Here is a 15,995-nt window from a genome sequence, read left to right on the forward strand (position 1 = left end):
CTCACCGATCCGTGGAGTGTGCGAGAGGGAGTGTCGGGTCATCGATTTGGACTTGTTCGCCCGGGCGGGCGTGTTGCAGACCTTGAGTGACAATCCTGTCACCGGCCTTGAGCCCCGAAGTGACGGCCCAGCGATCATTTTGCGCGCCGCCCAGTTGTACCGGCTGCAATTGCACGCGGTTGTCGGCATCGATCAACAGCACCTGGGCGATACCGGCGCTGTCACGCAGGATTGCCCGTTGCGGCACGCTGATACCTTCCTTGTTGACGGCCTGCTCCAGGCGTACCCGCACAAAGCTGCCGGGCAGCAAGTCATAGTCGGGGTTGGGGAATTCGCTGCGCAGGATGATCTGCCCAGTGCTCGGGTCAACCGTCACATCGGTAAACAGCAACTTGCCCGGCAGCGGGTAAGCACTGCCATTGTCACGAATCAGGGTGGCCCGGGCCTGTTGCTTGCCAACTTGTTGCAGTTCGCCAGCACGGAACGCTTCGCGCAGGTTGTCCAGGTCGCGAGTGGACTGAGTGAGGTCGACATGGATCGGGTTCAGTTGCTGGATGCGCGCCATCGGCGTGACCTCGCCCTGGCCGACCAGTGCACCTTCCGTTACCAGCGCCCGGCCTATGCGCCCGGAAATCGGCGCAGTCACGGTGGCATAACCCAGGTTCAGCTTTGCGCGCTGCACGGCGGCCTTGTTGGCGGCCACATCGGCGTTGGCTTGCTGCGCTGCCGCGCGTGCGTTGTCATGGTCCTGACGGCTGATGGCGTTAATGCCGATCAGCTCGGCATAGCGTTGATCCTGCAGTTTTGCCTGCAGGGCCACTGCCTCGGATTTGCGCAGTGCTGCCTGGGCGCTGTCCAGATCGGCCTGAAACGGTGCAGGATCGATCAGGAACAGGACATCGCCTTGTTTGACCTCACTGCCTTCGGTGTAAACGCGCTTGAGCACCACGCCCGCGACCCTGGCACTGACTTGCGCCACGCGCGGGGCGACGACGCGCCCGCTCAATTCGTTATTGACCGACAGTGGCGCCGTGGCGATGACTTCGGTGCGCACTTTGGCCAGTGGCGGCCGGGTTTCAGCGACCGGGCTTTTGTCACAGGCGCTGATGGCCAGGGCCAGGGCCGTGAGAAATAGAGGGGCGAAGAGCTTTTTCAACGATCGTGCCTTCTGAAATGTACGGGCTGTTTCTGTTTGGCATGCTAAGCGCAGCACGCAAGGGGCGTTGTGAAGCTATGTAGAGGGTGTGTGAAAAAGTGTGAAGGTTATGCGGCTATCCGTGCCAGGTTGTATATCCTTCGGGTTTCCCCCGGTTGTAAGCAGTTATTATGCCCACTATTTTGCTGGTCGAAGACGATGCCGCACTTTCGGAGCTGATTGCCAGCTATCTGGAGCGCAATGGCTATCAAGTCAGCGTGATTGCCCGCGGCGATCAAGTCTGTGACAGGGCAAGAAGCAACCCCCCGGACCTGGTCATTCTTGACCTGATGTTGCCGGGCCTTGATGGCCTGCAAGTCTGCCGTTTGCTCCGTACCGAGTCGGCAAGCCTGCCGATCCTGATGTTGACGGCCCGCGACGATAGCCATGATCAGGTGCTGGGGCTAGAGATGGGTGCTGACGATTATGTGACAAAACCTTGCGAGCCCCGCGTCCTGTTGGCCCGCGTGCGCACTCTTTTGCGTCGCAGCAGCCTGGCCGAGCCGCAGATGGCCAGTGACCGCATCATCATCGGCAACCTGTGCATCGACCTGTCGGAGCGCACCGTCAACTGGCGCGGGCAGACCGTCGAGCTGTCCAGCGGCGAGTACAACCTGTTGGTGGTGCTGGCCCGGCACGCCGGTGAAGTGCTGAGCCGCGACCAGATTCTGCAGCGTCTGCGCGGCATTGAGTTCAACGGTACTGATCGCTCGGTCGATGTGGCCATCTCCAAGCTGCGGCGCAAGTTCGACGACTGCGCCGGTGAAGCCCGCAAGATCAAGACCGTGTGGGGCAAGGGCTATCTGTTCAGCCGCTCCGAGTGGGAATGCTGAGTCCATGTTCAAGATCCTGATACGCCTCTATCTGGTGACCATCGTGACGTTTGCCATGGCCAGTTATCTGGTGCCCGGGGTGATCGTGTCGCTGTTTCATGAGCGCTTCATGAACTACAACATCGACATGTCGCGGGGCATGCAGGCCCTGCTGGTCAAGCAGTTCCATCACTTGCCCGCGGAACAATGGCCCGATCTGGCCCGGGAAATCGATACGCAGTTCCAGCCGATAAGAGTCAACCTGTTGCCCATCACCGATGCCAAGTTCACTGCCGACGAGCAACAGCAGTTGAAGCAGGGGCAGGGCGTGTTGCGCATTGGCGAGTGGGGCTGGCGTACGCTGGTGGTTTCACCGCTGGACGATCAGGTTGCAATCGAATGGGTCATGCCGCCTGACCCGTTTGACATGAATGTGCTGTATTGGAGCATCAACGTGCTGATCGGTGCCGCCATGCTCGGTGGCTTGCTGTTGTGGTTGCGACCGCACTGGCGCGACCTGGAACGTCTCAAACTGACGGCGGCACGCATCGGCCAGGGGCAGTTGAGCGAACGCACGCAGATCTCCCAGCGTTCCAATATTCATGGTCTGGCCACGGTGTTTGATGCCATGGCACAGGATGTCGAGCACCTGCTCAACCAGCAGCGTGACTTGCTCAATGCGGTGTCCCATGAACTGCGCACCCCCTTGACGCGGCTGGACTTTGGCCTGGCCCTGGTGTTGTGTGACGACTTGCCCGAAGCCAGTCGTGAACGCCTGCAAGTGCTGGTGGGGCATATCCGTGAACTGGACGAACTGGTGCTTGAGCTGTTGTCTTTCAGCCGCCTGCAGAACCCGGCGCTGCTGCCGGAGCGGATTGACGTGTCGCTGGATGAGTTTATTGACAGCATCCTAGGCAGTTTCGATGAGGAGCTGGAGGCCCCCGATATCGTCCTCGATGTGTTGCTGCAAGGTACTCAGGAGCGCTTTGCCCTTGATCCGCGCCTGACCGCCCGGGCGCTGCAAAACCTGCTGCGCAATGCCATGCGCTACTGCGACCGACGTATACAGGTGGGTGTGAACGTCACTGCCCAGGGCTGCGAACTGTGGGTGGATGACGATGGTATCGGCATTCCCGAACAGGAACGCGAGCGGATCTTTGAGCCGTTTTACCGCCTGGATCGCAGCCGCGACCGCGCGACCGGGGGCTTTGGCCTGGGTCTTGCCATCAGTCGTCGTGCCCTGCAAGCGCAGGGCGGGACGCTGAACGTCGAGCAATCACCGCTGGGCGGTGCCCGCTTCAAACTCTGGTTGCCGGTTTGAAGCGGGGTGTTGCGGCCTAGATGGAGCGGCGCTGACGGCTCACGTGTTTCAAGCCTTCAATGATCAGTACTACCACCGCCAGCCAGATCGGCCCGTAGGTCAGCCATTGACCGTCTTGCAGGCTGTCGCCCAGCAGCAGGGCGACGGCCACCAGCAGTACCGGTTCGACATAACTGAGCAAGCCAAACAGGCTGAAGGGCAGCAGGCGGCTGGCCAGGATGTACGAGAAGCCGGCGGCCGCACTGATGATGCCCATCAGCGGTACCAGTGCATACAGTGCCTGGCGTTGCTCGCCAAGATCGATATGCGGCCCTGCCAGCACAAACCACAGTGACGCCGGAACCATCAGCAACATATCCAGCCAGAGGCCACCCAGGTTGTCGATGCCGATCTTCTTGCGCAGCACAAAGTACATCGGGTAGCCGATGGCGACCACCAGGGTCGTCCATGAGAAGCCGCCGGTGCGATACAGCTCATTGGCCACGCCGACCACGGCCAGCGCCGTGGCGATTTTTTGCAGGTGCGACAGGTGCTCGCCGTACACAATGCGGCCGGTGAGGATCATCGTGAGGGGCAACAGGAAGTAACCCAGCGAAACATCCAGACCGTGACCGTTGAGCGGCCCCCACATAAACATCCACAGCTGCAGGCCAACCAGGAAACTGGTGAGCAGTACGCATGGAATCAGTAGAGGTTTATCGCGTAAGCGTTTGAAAATTATGGGAACCCATTTCCAATCGCCAGAGAGGCAGATAAACAGGGTCATAAAGGGCAGCGAGATCAGTATTCGCCAGCCGAAGATTTCCTGACCATCAAGGGGCCAGAGAAGGGAAGTGAACCAGTACAGGACGCCAAACAAGCAGGAAGCCAAAATCGATAGAACAATGCCTTTAGACACAACAACCTCAATGGATCTACAACGTTACTCATGTGAGTGGGCGCATAGCTTGAGGCTGTTGGAGGTCATTGGCAAACGCCTTTTAAACCAACTACTTGGGACTGATTCTTGTTGGGAATGTTGAGCTTGTAAAAGCCCAAGCAATTACTGGGCCAAAGTCGTTTTAAACGAGCGTTCGTGTTATGAAAAAAACTGATTAACGGTGGGCTGTTACTGTGCAAAAGGGCAGATTGTGGGAGCGAGCCTGCTCGCGAAGCAGGCAACGCGACCATTGCGGGAAATCGCAGTGATGCCTTCGCGAGCAGGCTCGCTCCCACTGTTTACACAGATCGGCGCTGGCGAACCAGATGCTTGAAGCCTTCAAAAATCAACACCAGCACCGCCAGCCAGATCGGCAGGTAGGTCATCCATTGCCCCGCGCTGATGCTTTCGCCCAGCAGCAATGCGACCAGTACCAGTAGCACCGGCTCTACATAGCTGAGCAAGCCGAACAAGCTGAAAGCCAGCATCCGGCTGGCGAGGATGTAACTGATCAGTGCCAGGGCACTGATGCCCCCCAGCATCGGGATCAGTGCATACAGCGCCGGGCGATGGCTGGCCACATCGAAGCCCTGCTCGCCGCTTTGCACAAACCACCATGCCACCGGAATCAACAGCAACATGTCGACCCATAGCCCGCCCAGATTGTCGGTGCGGGCGCGTTTGCGCAGGACAAAGTACAAGGGGTAGCCGATGGCCACCACCAGCGTCGTCCAGGAGAACCCGCCCACGCGATACACCTCGTTGGCAACCCCGAGGGTCGCCAGTGCCGCCGCGATTTTTTGCAGGTGGGACAGTTGCTCGCCATACACCAGGCGCCCGGTGAGCAGCATGGTCAGCGGCAACAGGAAATAGCCCAGCGATACGTCAAGGCTGTGGCCATTGAGTGGCGCCCAGAGGAACAGCCAGAGCTGCACACCCACCAGTGCACTGGATGCAACCAGCACCGCAACGAACCGGGGTTGCTGGCGCAGCCGCGAAAAGATCGCCGGAATCAATCGCCAATCGCCGGAAAAGCACATGAACAGGGTCATGCAGGGCAGGGTCAGGAGCATCCGCCAGCCGAAGATTTCGGCGCCGCTCAAGGGCCAGAGCAGGGATGTGAAGTAATACATGACACCGAACAGGCTCGATGCCAGAACAGACAGAACAATACCTTTGGACACAACAGCCTCGTTGAAACACGCATTTTGATTATTAGAAGTGCGTAGCTTGAGGCTCGGCGGGCTGTAGGGCAAATAACAACAGCAAATGCGTAGAAATCATGTAGCCGCTGACTCGCGCAGCGAGGCTGCGTCCGGTTGCGAAGCGACCGTAAAACCTGAGTCCGGGATTTACCTGAAGAACCTCAGTTTCCGGCTTTACGACTGCGCCGCCGTGGCGCACCAAACCGGTCGCAGCCTTCGTTCCTCGGCAGCGGCTACAGGAAAACAGTAAACTCGAGTACATATCCGGCATCTGCATCAGACTGCAATATTGGTTTCGCCCTTACGGCGAGTCCCTTTTGTCAAACAGCCACAAAAGGAACCAAAAAGGCCTTGCCCCTGGCGTACGGCCTTCGCTGCGCTCAGGTTCCCTCCTTCCGGTCCCGCTCCGTGGGCCCGCCGCCACGGGCCATCCATGGCCCATCGCGGCTCTCCCGGCATCCATGCCGGTCGACCCACTCCACAGAACCTCCTCTCGGCCTCCCGATGGGGCGGGTAGATCAAGATCAACAGCAGATCAAAAGCCGCCGAGGCGGCCGACCGACCTATTTGGCGCAAGTGTGTGCTGCGCAATCTTTGAAGCCGCTCTCGATCGCAGCCTCGCTGAGGCTACAAAGTTTGAAGGAAACTTCAACTGTAGGAGAGGGAGCTGATCAGTGGAGATAGTGATGTCGCGTGCGGTCAGTTCCCTCTCCCTCCGGGAGAGGGCTAGGGTGAGGGGCTCTTGATTACGTAGGGAGGCAGGTTTGACCTGCCACAGAGTATCTACAGGGTCTGAAGAAAACTTCAACTGTGGGAGCGAGCCCGCTCGCTCCCACAACAAGGCTTGTCTATGCGTTCTTGATCCCGCGGGTCATGCGCAGGGCCAGCAGGCTGCCGACCACGATCACCGCCGCCAGCAGGTACAGGGCCACGTCAGTGGAGCCCGTAGCGTCTTTGACAAAACCCACCAGGTACGGGCTGAGGAAACCGGCCATCTGCCCCATTGAGTTGATCAATGCCAGCCCGCCCGCTGCCGCGCCTGCACTGAGCATCGCTGTCGGCACCGGCCAGAACATCGGCAAGCCGGTCAATGCGCCCATGGTTGCAATGGTCAGGCCCAGAATCGCAATGGCCGGCTGGGTAGCGAAGTTCACCGCAATTACCAGCCCCAGCGCGCCCATCAGCATCGGCACCACCAGGTGCCAGCGACGTTCTTTGTGCAAGTCCGCCGAGCGACCGACCAGCAGCATGAATACCGCTGCCAGCAGGTAGGGAATGGCGCTGATCCAGCCAATCACCAGGGTGTCGCTAAAGCCCAGGTTCTTGATGATCGACGGCAGCCAGAAGTTGATCGCGTAAACACCGCTCTGAATGCAGAAGTAAATCAGGCCAAAGGCCCAGATCGCCGGGTTTTTGAACACGGCCAGCAGCGAGTCGGTGGAAGACGCCGGCTTGCTCGCCGCATCCAGGCGATGGTCAGCTTCCAGTACTGCCCGCTCGTGGGCGCCCAGCCATTTGGCGTTGGCGAAACTGTCACTGAGCAGGTAGATCGCCAGGCCGCCCAGCAACACCGTAGGCACGCCTTGCAGCAGGAACATCCACTGCCAGCCGGCCAGACCACCCTGGCCTGCAGCGAAATGGCTGAGGATCCAGCCGGAGAATGGCCCGCCAATCAGGCCCGAGACCGGAATGGCGCACATGAACAGAGCCATGATGCGGCCACGGCGAAACGTCGGGAACCACTGCGAGAGATACAGCACCACGCCCGGAAAGAAGCCCGCTTCGGCCGCGCCGGTGAGTAGGCGCAGGGTATAGAAGCCGGTAGGGGTGGTGACAAACATCAGGCAGGTCGACAGCGTGCCCCAACTGATCATCATCACCGCAATCCAGCGCCTTGGGCCGAATCGGGTCAGAGCCAGGTTGCTCGGTACGCCACACAGCACGTAGCCGATAAAGAAGATCCCGGCACCAAGGCCGTACACTGTTTCGCTGAACTTGAGGGCGTCGAGCATCTGTAATTTGGCAAAGCCAACGTTTACCCGGTCCAGGTAATTGAACAGATAGCAGATGAAAATGAAGGGGATCAAACGCAGGGTGATGCGCTTGTAAATGGCGTTTTTATCGTCATCGCTGATCGGCGATGCGCTGGCGCTCTGTGACATCTTATGTCTCTCTTTATTATGTTTTTTCACGATCCAGGGGTAACGTTGACCGCAGCTTGAGTCTCGGTCACCACAACGCCGCTGTCTTTGTGCTGCCGCACAGCTTTTTGCCGCGTCGCCTGTGCCCGTGAACAAATGTATTCAAGGATAGTCACCCCATGTTTGAACTGGACCACGATTTGGCGCAGGACATCGTTGACCGCGCGATGGCCATCTTGCCTTACAACGTAAACGTTATGGACAGCCAGGGTTTGATCCTGGGCAGTGGCGAGCCAGAGCGTATCAACACCCGGCACGAAGGGGCGCAATTGGTGCTGGCCAATGGACGGGTGGTGGAAATCGACGCCCAAACCGCCAAATGCCTCAAAGGCGTACAGCCGGGTATCAACTTACCGTTGCTGCTCGACCAGCGCCTGATCGGGGTACTGGGCCTGACGGGCGAACCCGAGCTGCTGCGTACCTATGCCGAATTGGTGCGCATGACCGCCGAAATGCTGGTGGGCCAGCGCTTTCAGCAGGCCGAGCAACAATGGCGACGTCAGCGCTGTGATGATTTGGTGGCGTTGCTGCTCGGCGAGGGCGGTGATTCCCCGCGGCTGATCGATGAAGCGCAGCAATTGGGGCTCAAGCCACAGTTGTCGCGAATCCCCTATCTGTTTGAGCTGGGCCAGGGTCAGAGTGCCGAAGCCCTGAGTGCCTGGCTGCAATCGCGCTACCCCGATAGCTGGTGTGTGTGCCCTGCAACCGGATCCCTACTGTGGTGTCGGCCTGCAACGGCTGCTCTGGATGATCTGCGTTTGCTGGAGAGGCTCGACGGCCAGGGCTGGAAGGTGTTGCGCATTGCGGCTGGCGGGCAGGCCGATGCCCTGAAGGGCTTGCGCCGCTGTTACCGGCGTGTGGGTGACCTGTTGGCCTATGGCCGCGATGTGCTACCGCAGACCCGTTTGCTGACCCTCAATCGCTATCGTTTGCCGGTGATGCTGTGGCGCCATCGAAATGACGACGCCCTCGAAGAATTGCTCGGGCCGTTGCACAAAGTGATGGCCAAGGACGCCAATGGCCAGTTGATTGCCACGTTGCGCAGCTGGTGTGAGCACGACGGCCAGAGCCAGGCCTGCGCCGATGCGCTGGGGATTCACCGCAACAGCCTGCGTTATCGCATGGAACGCATCGCAGAGCTGAGCGGCGTTGACCCCTTGAGTCTCAACGGCATGCTGGCCTTGTATCTGGGGGTGCAGTTGCTGGCGCAGGGTTGAGCGCCTTGTCCAAATGAACAACAAAGCCTGTGATTGCTTGTGCGCCCGACTGGCGTGTTTTCGCCCGGTTGCTGGCAGCATGGAAGGCATAAGAACTGGAGATTCGCCCCATGAAAATCGTGATTGCCCCCGACTCGTTCAAAGACAGCCTGAGCGCCGAAAAAGTCGCCGATGCGATCGCCGCCGGCCTGGCTGATGTCATGCCCCACGCGCAGTTGGTTAAATGCCCGATGGCCGATGGTGGCGAAGGCACGGTCGAAGCGATCGTCGCCGCCGGTAATGGCCAGTTGCGCCGCAATCATGTGCAAGGCCCGCTGGGCGCACCGGTCGAGGCCCATTGGGGCTGGCTGCCGGACAGCCACACGGCAATCATCGAAATGGCCGAAGCCAGTGGCTTGCAGTTGCTCAAACCGGAACAGCGCAATGCCTGTATCACCAGCACCTTCGGCACTGGCGAGCTGATCAAGGCCGCGCTGGATGCCGGCGCCCGCCGGGTGATCCTGGCCATCGGCGGCAGTGCCACCAATGACGCCGGGGCTGGCGCTCTGCAAGCGCTGGGCCTGGGCTTGTTCGACGCCCAGGGTAACAGTCTGCCGCGCGGCGGCCTGGCACTGGCCCATGTGGCGCGTATCGAGCTGTCAGGCCTGGACCCGCGCCTGGCCGAGGTACGCTTTGAAATTGCCGCCGACGTCAACAACCCGCTGTGTGGCGAGCACGGTGCTTCGGCAATCTTCGGCCCGCAAAAGGGTGCATCCGCCGAGCAAGTGCAGTTGCTGGACCAGGCGCTGGGGCACTTTGCCGATCACTGTGCAAACGTGCTGCCCAAGGATGTGCGCCACGAGCCGGGCTCGGGCGCTGCCGGCGGGCTGGGGTTTGCCGCCAAGGCGTTCCTCGGCGCACAGTTTCGTGCCGGGGTTGAAGTGGTCGCCGAGCTTGTAGGGTTGGCAGAAGCGGTGAAGGGTGCTGACCTGGTGATCACCGGTGAAGGCCGTTTCGATGCCCAGACCCTGCGCGGCAAAACCCCCTTTGGCGTGGCGAGCATCGCCCGTGCTGAAGGTGTCCCGGTCGTGGTATTGGCCGGCACGTTGGGCGATGGGTATCAGGCGTTGTACGAGCACGGCATCAACGCTGCATTTGCAATTGCCAGCGGCCCGATGACCCTGCAGGACGCCTGCACCCGGGCGGCGCCATTGCTCACCGACCGGGCGCGAGACATTGCGCGCTTGCTGATCCTGGCCCGGGGTTAAATCCCCCCCTGTGGGAGCGAGCTTGCTCGCGAAAGCATCGCTGCGGTTTGCCAGACAGACCGCGTCGCCTGCATCGCAGGCAAGCCTGCTCCCACATTGAGGCCACATAACACAGAATCGTGTAAGCTTTGCGGCTCTTCGCATTCGACCCTTAGCGAGCCCTATGCCGTCGCTCTTCAAACGCTCCTTGCTGCCTAAACTGCGCAGCTTTCCGTTGTCCGCCGATGCGCTAAGCATCTTGCCCAGCCCTGCGGACTTTCGTCGCTGCCTGCTGGAGCAGATTGCAGGTGCACGCCATCGCATCACGCTGGTGGCCTTGTACCTGCATCAGGATGAAGCCGGGCAGGAAATCCTCGATGCCCTGCATGCGGCCAAGGCTGCACGCCCCGAGCTGGAAATTGCCGTGGTGGTTGACTGGCTGCGCGCCCAGCGCGGGCTGATCGGTGCCGGCAAACAACCCGGCAACGCGGCCTGGTATCAGGCACAGACCGCAGCACACCCCACCCATGTGCCGATTTATGGTGTGCCGGTACAAACCCGCGAGCTGTTCGGGGTGTTGCACCTCAAGGGCTTCATTGTTGATGACTGTGTGATCTACAGCGGCGCGAGCCTGAACAATGTGTACCTGCACAAGCTCGACAAGTATCGCTTCGACCGTTACCACCTGCTGCACAACAAGCAGTTGGCCGACACCATGCAGCGCTTTGTCGAGCAAGACCTGATCGCGAGCAAGGCTGTGCATCGTCTCGACCTGCCCACATTGCCGACAACCCGAAGCCTGCGCAGCGCCATCGGGGATTTTCGCAGCCACCTGAAAAAAGCCAGCTACGACACCAGCGCCGGGACTGTCGGCCACTTTGGCTTGTCGGTCAGCCCGCTGCTGGGGGTGGGTAAAAACAATCAACTGAGCCGGGTGATTTGCGAACTGATCGCCAGCAGCCAGCAACAGCTGACCATCTGCACCCCGTACTTCAACCTGCCATTGCCGGTGACTCGCGAAATCAACCGGGCCCTGGAACGTGGAGTGCGCATTGATATCGTGGTTGGCGACAAGACCGCCAACGACTTCTATATCCCGCCGAGCGAGCCGTTTCGGGTGATCGCAGCGCTGCCGTATCTGTATGAGCTGAGCCTGCGCCGCTTTGCCAAGAGCCATCAGCGGATGATCGACAATGGCTTGTTGAACCTGCATCTGTGGCGCGAAGGTGACAACACCTACCACCTCAAAGGCATGTGGGTGGATGACCGCTACACCTTGCTGACCGGCAATAACCTCAATCCACGGGCGTTTCGTCTGGATCTGGAAAACGGCCTGCTGATCGACGATCCACGCCGTGAGTTGCTGGAGCCGCGCCGCAAGGAGCTGGAAGCGATCTTCGCCCACACGCAGCGTATCGACAACTTCAAGAACCTGGAAACCCTGGCCGATTATCCGCCAGCGGTGGCCAAGTTCCTGCGTCGTGTCAGCCGGGTGCGGATCGAACGTCTGCTCTACCGGATTCTCTAAACACCTGTGGGAGCGGGCTTGCTCGCGATGGCAGCGCGAGCAAGCCCGCTCCCACAGGGTGCCGAGTCGAGTCGGGTCAGTGCGTTTGGGGGATATACACCACGCTGCCACCCTCACGTTTGTGCATTAACCGGTCGCCGTTGTCCGGCTGGCTGGTGACTGTCTGGTGATCCACGCTCAGATAGCCCAGGGGCAGGGGATCGCCACTACGGTACTGGGCAAAGATCAGCGTGCGTTGCGGGTTGAAATGCTGGCCGCTGGTTTTGTCCAGCCAGGCCATGAACCCGGCACTGTCGCCATCGCGGGGGTAGTCCTGGCTCTGGTCGATATAGAAGAACGGTTCGCCTTCATTCTGCACGTACATGGGCAGTTTGTTGTCGACATCGATCATCACCATGCGCCACTGATTCCAGGGCGCCTGCTCGCTGGCCCGGGCTTTCACGTCCTGGCCGAACTGTATAACCCCACCGCCGCCGTTGGACCAGGGGTAAAACACCCCGAGCACCAACAACAGCAACGTTGCGCTCAAACCGAAGCTGATGTTCCAGCGGCGCAGGCTGGTTTTGCCTTGTGCAAGGCGTCGGGTCACCCACCAGGCAGCCAGTAGCTGGGCCAAAGGCACTAGCGGCAACACGTAATAACTGCGCCGGCTGCCACTGGCGGTGAAAAACACAAACAGCAAACCCAGGCCCCATACCAACCAGCGTGTATTGGGCTCGATCTGACGCCACTGACGCAGGGCAACCCACAGCGCGATCATCCAGAACGGTGCCCAGGGCAAGGTGTACGCCGGCAGGTATATCAGATAGGTGTAAATCGGCCCCATATGATCGAAGGGGTTGAAGAAGCGCACCACGTTTTCACGCAGAACCAACCCCAGCCCGCTCTCGCCATAAGTAGGCGCGCCATACAGGTGTGACAGTACAAAGGGCAGCATGTACACCGCCCCGGCAACGACCAGGGCCAGCAGCAGACGCAGGTTCAGATGGCGCTTCCAGCGTTGTTCGCTCAGCAGGTGAGGCAACAGCACCAGCCCTGGCAGGATAAAGCCGATCAAACCCTTGAGCAGCGAGGTTAATGACAGCAGTAAAAAGAACACGCAATAACGGCTAAAGCGCGTGTCGTCAGGCCCGCGCCAGTACCACCACAGCGCTGCCAACAGGCCGAACAAGGTGAGAATGTCGGCCGTGGCCACCCGTGCCCAGAATACAAAGTAAAAGGTCGTGGCCAGCATCCAGCCAGCAATCAGCCCGGTGCCTTTGCGAAACAGGCGCTCTCCAATCAAATACACCAGCCATACGCTCAGCCATGCGGCAATCACTGAAGACAGACGCAACGACCAATGCCCCAGGCCGCCCATCAGCCCGGCACTGGCCGTGATCAGCCAGTACGAGGGCAGGGGCTTGTCGTAGTAGGGCGAGCCCTTGAGATAAGGGTCCAGGTAATCACCGCTTTGCAGCATCTGCAGGGCGATATTGGCCCAGCGGGTTTCCGGGCCCCACAGCTCCCGTGAACCCAGGCCCAGCAACAAGAGCAGGGCAGATACGGCCAACAACACCAGCAGGGCTTTTTGCTCGCTGTTCCAGCGTTTGATCAGAATCATTCAGGCTGAACCTTGGGGAAGATGAAAATCGCCAGATCACCGCGTTCGTAGCGCTTGCCACCCAGCGGCAGCAGCTCGACTTCGTGGGTTTCCAGCGCCGAATGAACCCGCATGACTACGCCGACCGAGCCGCGTAAACGTGCCTCCTTCATCCAGCGATCGATGTTATCCATATCAACCTGACGCCCGGCTGAATCGGCATAACCCAAACCATATTTAAGCTCACCAGTAGTGTTATAGAGCGTAATTTCAGGTCGGCCCAGGCGCCAGGACAGGGCCGATGCCGCGCCCAGGTCATTGCTGAGCAGCGTACCGGTCTGGCTCAGCTCCTGCACATGTTCGGCAATAAACTGATCGGGCATTTTGCTGTTGACGATCACTCCCGGCATCGCCGCGGGCAACAGCGCCACCAGCACACCCATGCCCACCGCAGGTGCAGCCCACAGCAGCAAAGGGCGCAGGGCTTGCAAGGCATTGCTCAGCAGCCAGCCCAGCAACACGATATAGGCCAGCGACAGGCTGAATACCTCGGTGTTCTCATACACCGGACGACTGAATTGCAGGTAAGCCAGCCCCACCAGCCCGGCCACCGCCAACAGCACATTCAACAGCCCGTTGATACGCAAGGTGCGGCCCTTTGCCTGCTCGATCCATGAAACTACGGCATGGCCCATCAGCAGCGCCAAAGGCAGCAGGCACGGCATGATATAGGTGGGCAGCTTGCCCTTGCTCAGGCTGAAGATTGCCAGTGGCAGCAGCATCCACAACAGCAGATAGCCGATCGCGGGTTGGCGCTTGTGCTTCCAGGCATCGATCAGGGTTTTGGGCAGCAAGGCCGCCCAGGGCAGGCTGGCGGCCAACAGGATCGGCAGGTAGAACCACCAGGGCTGGGTGTGTTGCGCATCGGCCGCGCTGAAACGGCGTACGTGTTCGTTCCAGAAAAAGAACTGCCAGAAGTCCGGCTCCTGATGGTGGATCACCAGCGCCCACGGCAGGCAGACAGCCACTGCAACAAAGATCGCCAACGGGCCATAGCTCAGCACCTCCTTGATGCGTCGCTGCCACAAGGCATAGGGCACGGCGATCAACACGGGCAGTAACCAGGCCAGAAACCCCTTGGTCATAAAGCCCATGCCGCAGGCTATGCCCAGCACGGCCCAGGCGCCGAGGCGGGCACGGCGAGTGGTGCTGTCAAAGGCATACCAGAGTGCCACCAGACTGAGGTTGACCCAGAAGGTGAACTGAGGGTCGAGGTTGGCATACCCGGCTTGCCCGGCCACCAGGCCAAAGCTCATGTAGAGCAGGGCACTGGCAAAACGCTTGCGCGGGTCACGCCACAGGCGCCCGGCAATCAGCCAGGCCAGCCAGACACTCAGCCCGGTACTCAGTGCCGAGGCGATCCGCACGCCAAACAGGTTGTCACCGAATACGGCTTGCCCGATGGCGATCATCCAGTAACCGGCAATCGGCTTCTCGAAATAGCGCAAACCCATAAAGTGCGGGGCCACCCAGTTGCCGCTGTGGAGCATGTCCTGGCCGATCTGGGCGTAGCGGGTTTCGTCGGGTATCCATAAGCCGTGGGTCATCAGCGGCAACAGATAAAACACTACAAACGCCAGGATCAATCCGGGTATTGCCCAGCGCTCAAGATCTTGAGTGCGGGTATTGCGAGGTACAACGCCAGCCATGCTTTCCATCTGCGCGCCTGTTATCGACGTAAGTGATGGCCGGCACGTTAATCGGGAGCAGGTGGCAGGGAGGTGAAGCCGATGTGAAAAAAATGCGGGTCAAACGGGGGTTACACCCGGCGGTGTCGCGCATGGCCACCAGTAGGTGATTGCCCATAGCGCAAAGCGCTGAATCCGCCAGAAATCAGACCTGTGTCGATTTGTCGCATGCCTTGCTGCATCCCGCGGTTTTACGGGCTGTCGGCGTTGCCATGCACCATTTAGGGGCATGACTGCCGTGCGACAGACCTGCGACAGTGGTAAATTCTGTGCCCATGCAACACGTCTACCCCACAGCAATCGTGCGCGCCGAGCCGGTCACTCCAGGCATCGGGCAGCGTACCCACCTGCCTGATAATGCGCAGGTTAAAGGCCTTTTTCGTTGGAAAAGGCCGCTTAAAGGAACCTGACATGAATGATTTACTGACTCGCCGCCGCGTAGTCACTGGCCTTGGCTTGCTCAGCCTGGGTTTGCTCGCAGGTTGCGACCCCGGCAGTGGTTTGTCATACAAATACGGCAAAGACCTCAGCAATGAAATCCTGGGGCGCAAGTTCAAGCTCAGGGATGCCCAAGGCAACGAGATGATGCTGGGCAGCTTTCGCGGGATGATGCCGATGATTTTCTTCGGCTTTACCCAGTGCCCGGCCGTGTGCCCGACTGCTCTGGCCCGCGCCGCCCAGGCGAAGAAAATGATGGGCCCCGACGGTGACCGCCTGCAAGTGGTGTTCATCACCCTGGACCCGGAACGTGACAAACCGGCGATGCTCGATGCCTATGTAAAGGCTTTCGACCCGAGCTTTATTGCCTTGTCCGGCACCCTGGAAGAAACCGCGGCCACGGCTAAAGAGTTCAAGGTGTTTTACGAAAAGATCCCAACGGGTGATTCGTACACCCTGTCGCACACAGCAACCAGCTTCGTTTTCGATTCCCGTGGTGTGTTGCGTCTTGGCCTGTCGCCTTCGCTGTCAGCCAAGCAGTGTGCCGAAGACCTGCTCACCGTGATGTCAGTCTGCTGATCCTACGTACTTTGGAATGAGCCA

12 protein-coding genes are annotated in these 15,995 nt (G+C 59.9%); 6 read left to right on the plus strand and 6 right to left on the minus strand.

Annotated elements, in window-relative coordinates:
* Window position 1: 1 nt before the first annotated feature.
* On the minus strand, window positions 2–1,156 hold the full coding sequence (locus CJU81_RS04715; protein ID WP_095030767.1) for an efflux RND transporter periplasmic adaptor subunit: 1,155 nt from the start codon (window positions 1,154–1,156) through the stop codon (window positions 2–4).
* A gap of 170 nt (window positions 1,157–1,326) precedes the next feature.
* On the opposite strand from CJU81_RS04715, the gene CJU81_RS04720 reads away from it, so the two are divergent.
* On the plus strand, window positions 1,327–2,028 hold the full coding sequence (locus tag CJU81_RS04720; protein WP_016780901.1) for a response regulator transcription factor: 702 nt from the start codon (window positions 1,327–1,329) through the stop codon (window positions 2,026–2,028).
* Window positions 2,029–2,032: 4 nt separating this feature from the next.
* Complete coding sequence (locus CJU81_RS04725) at window positions 2,033–3,328, plus strand: ATP-binding protein (protein WP_095035697.1); 1,296 nt, start codon at window positions 2,033–2,035, stop codon at window positions 3,326–3,328.
* 16 nt (window positions 3,329–3,344) lie between these two features.
* Here the strand turns inward: CJU81_RS04725 and rarD (CJU81_RS04730) are convergent, their stop codons facing one another.
* From rarD (CJU81_RS04730) to CJU81_RS04745, 3 genes are all read right to left on the minus strand, one after another.
* On the minus strand, window positions 3,345–4,226 hold the full coding sequence (rarD, locus tag CJU81_RS04730) for an EamA family transporter RarD (protein WP_029611407.1): 882 nt from the start codon (window positions 4,224–4,226) through the stop codon (window positions 3,345–3,347).
* A gap of 320 nt (window positions 4,227–4,546) precedes the next feature.
* On the minus strand, window positions 4,547–5,431 hold the full coding sequence (gene rarD / locus CJU81_RS04735) for an EamA family transporter RarD (RefSeq protein ID WP_095035698.1): 885 nt from the start codon (window positions 5,429–5,431) through the stop codon (window positions 4,547–4,549).
* Window positions 5,432–6,300: 869 nt separating this feature from the next.
* The gene (locus tag CJU81_RS04745) at window positions 6,301–7,614 is read right to left on the minus strand and encodes an MFS transporter (RefSeq protein ID WP_095035699.1); all 1,314 of its coding nucleotides are present in this window, start codon (window positions 7,612–7,614) and stop codon (window positions 6,301–6,303) included.
* A gap of 158 nt (window positions 7,615–7,772) precedes the next feature.
* Between CJU81_RS04745 and CJU81_RS04750 the strand changes: the two genes are divergently transcribed.
* The 3 genes from CJU81_RS04750 (at window position 7,773) to pssA (ending at window position 11,624) form a co-directional block, all read left to right on the plus strand.
* Complete coding sequence (locus CJU81_RS04750) at window positions 7,773–8,870, plus strand: sugar diacid recognition domain-containing protein (RefSeq protein ID WP_095035700.1); 1,098 nt, start codon at window positions 7,773–7,775, stop codon at window positions 8,868–8,870.
* 110 nt (window positions 8,871–8,980) lie between these two features.
* Window positions 8,981–10,117, plus strand: coding sequence for a glycerate kinase (locus CJU81_RS04755; protein ID WP_095035701.1), 1,137 nt, complete (start codon window positions 8,981–8,983; stop codon window positions 10,115–10,117).
* Between the two features lie 163 nt (window positions 10,118–10,280).
* Window positions 10,281–11,624, plus strand: a complete 1,344-nt coding sequence (gene pssA / locus CJU81_RS04760; protein ID WP_095035702.1) for a CDP-diacylglycerol--serine O-phosphatidyltransferase — start codon at window positions 10,281–10,283, stop codon at window positions 11,622–11,624.
* Window positions 11,625–11,700: 76 nt separating this feature from the next.
* Here pssA and CJU81_RS04765 read toward each other — a convergent pair whose 3' ends face one another.
* Together CJU81_RS04765 and arnT are read right to left on the minus strand one after the other, a co-directional pair.
* Window positions 11,701–13,227: an ArnT family glycosyltransferase gene (locus tag CJU81_RS04765; protein WP_441007399.1), complete on the minus strand. Its 1,527-nt coding sequence runs from the start codon at window positions 13,225–13,227 to the stop codon at window positions 11,701–11,703.
* On the minus strand, window positions 13,224–14,924 hold the full coding sequence (gene arnT / locus CJU81_RS04770; RefSeq protein ID WP_095035703.1) for a lipid IV(A) 4-amino-4-deoxy-L-arabinosyltransferase: 1,701 nt from the start codon (window positions 14,922–14,924) through the stop codon (window positions 13,224–13,226). The genes CJU81_RS04765 and arnT overlap by 4 nt, the downstream gene beginning before the upstream one ends.
* A gap of 441 nt (window positions 14,925–15,365) precedes the next feature.
* Here arnT and CJU81_RS04775 point away from each other — a divergent pair, with 441 nt between their 5' ends.
* Window positions 15,366–15,971, plus strand: coding sequence for an SCO family protein (locus CJU81_RS04775; protein WP_095029296.1), 606 nt, complete (start codon window positions 15,366–15,368; stop codon window positions 15,969–15,971).
* Window positions 15,972–15,995 lie beyond the last annotated feature (24 nt).

The organism is Pseudomonas fragi (assembly GCF_002269505.1).
Taxonomy (GTDB): domain Bacteria; phylum Pseudomonadota; class Gammaproteobacteria; order Pseudomonadales; family Pseudomonadaceae; genus Aquipseudomonas; species Aquipseudomonas fragi_D.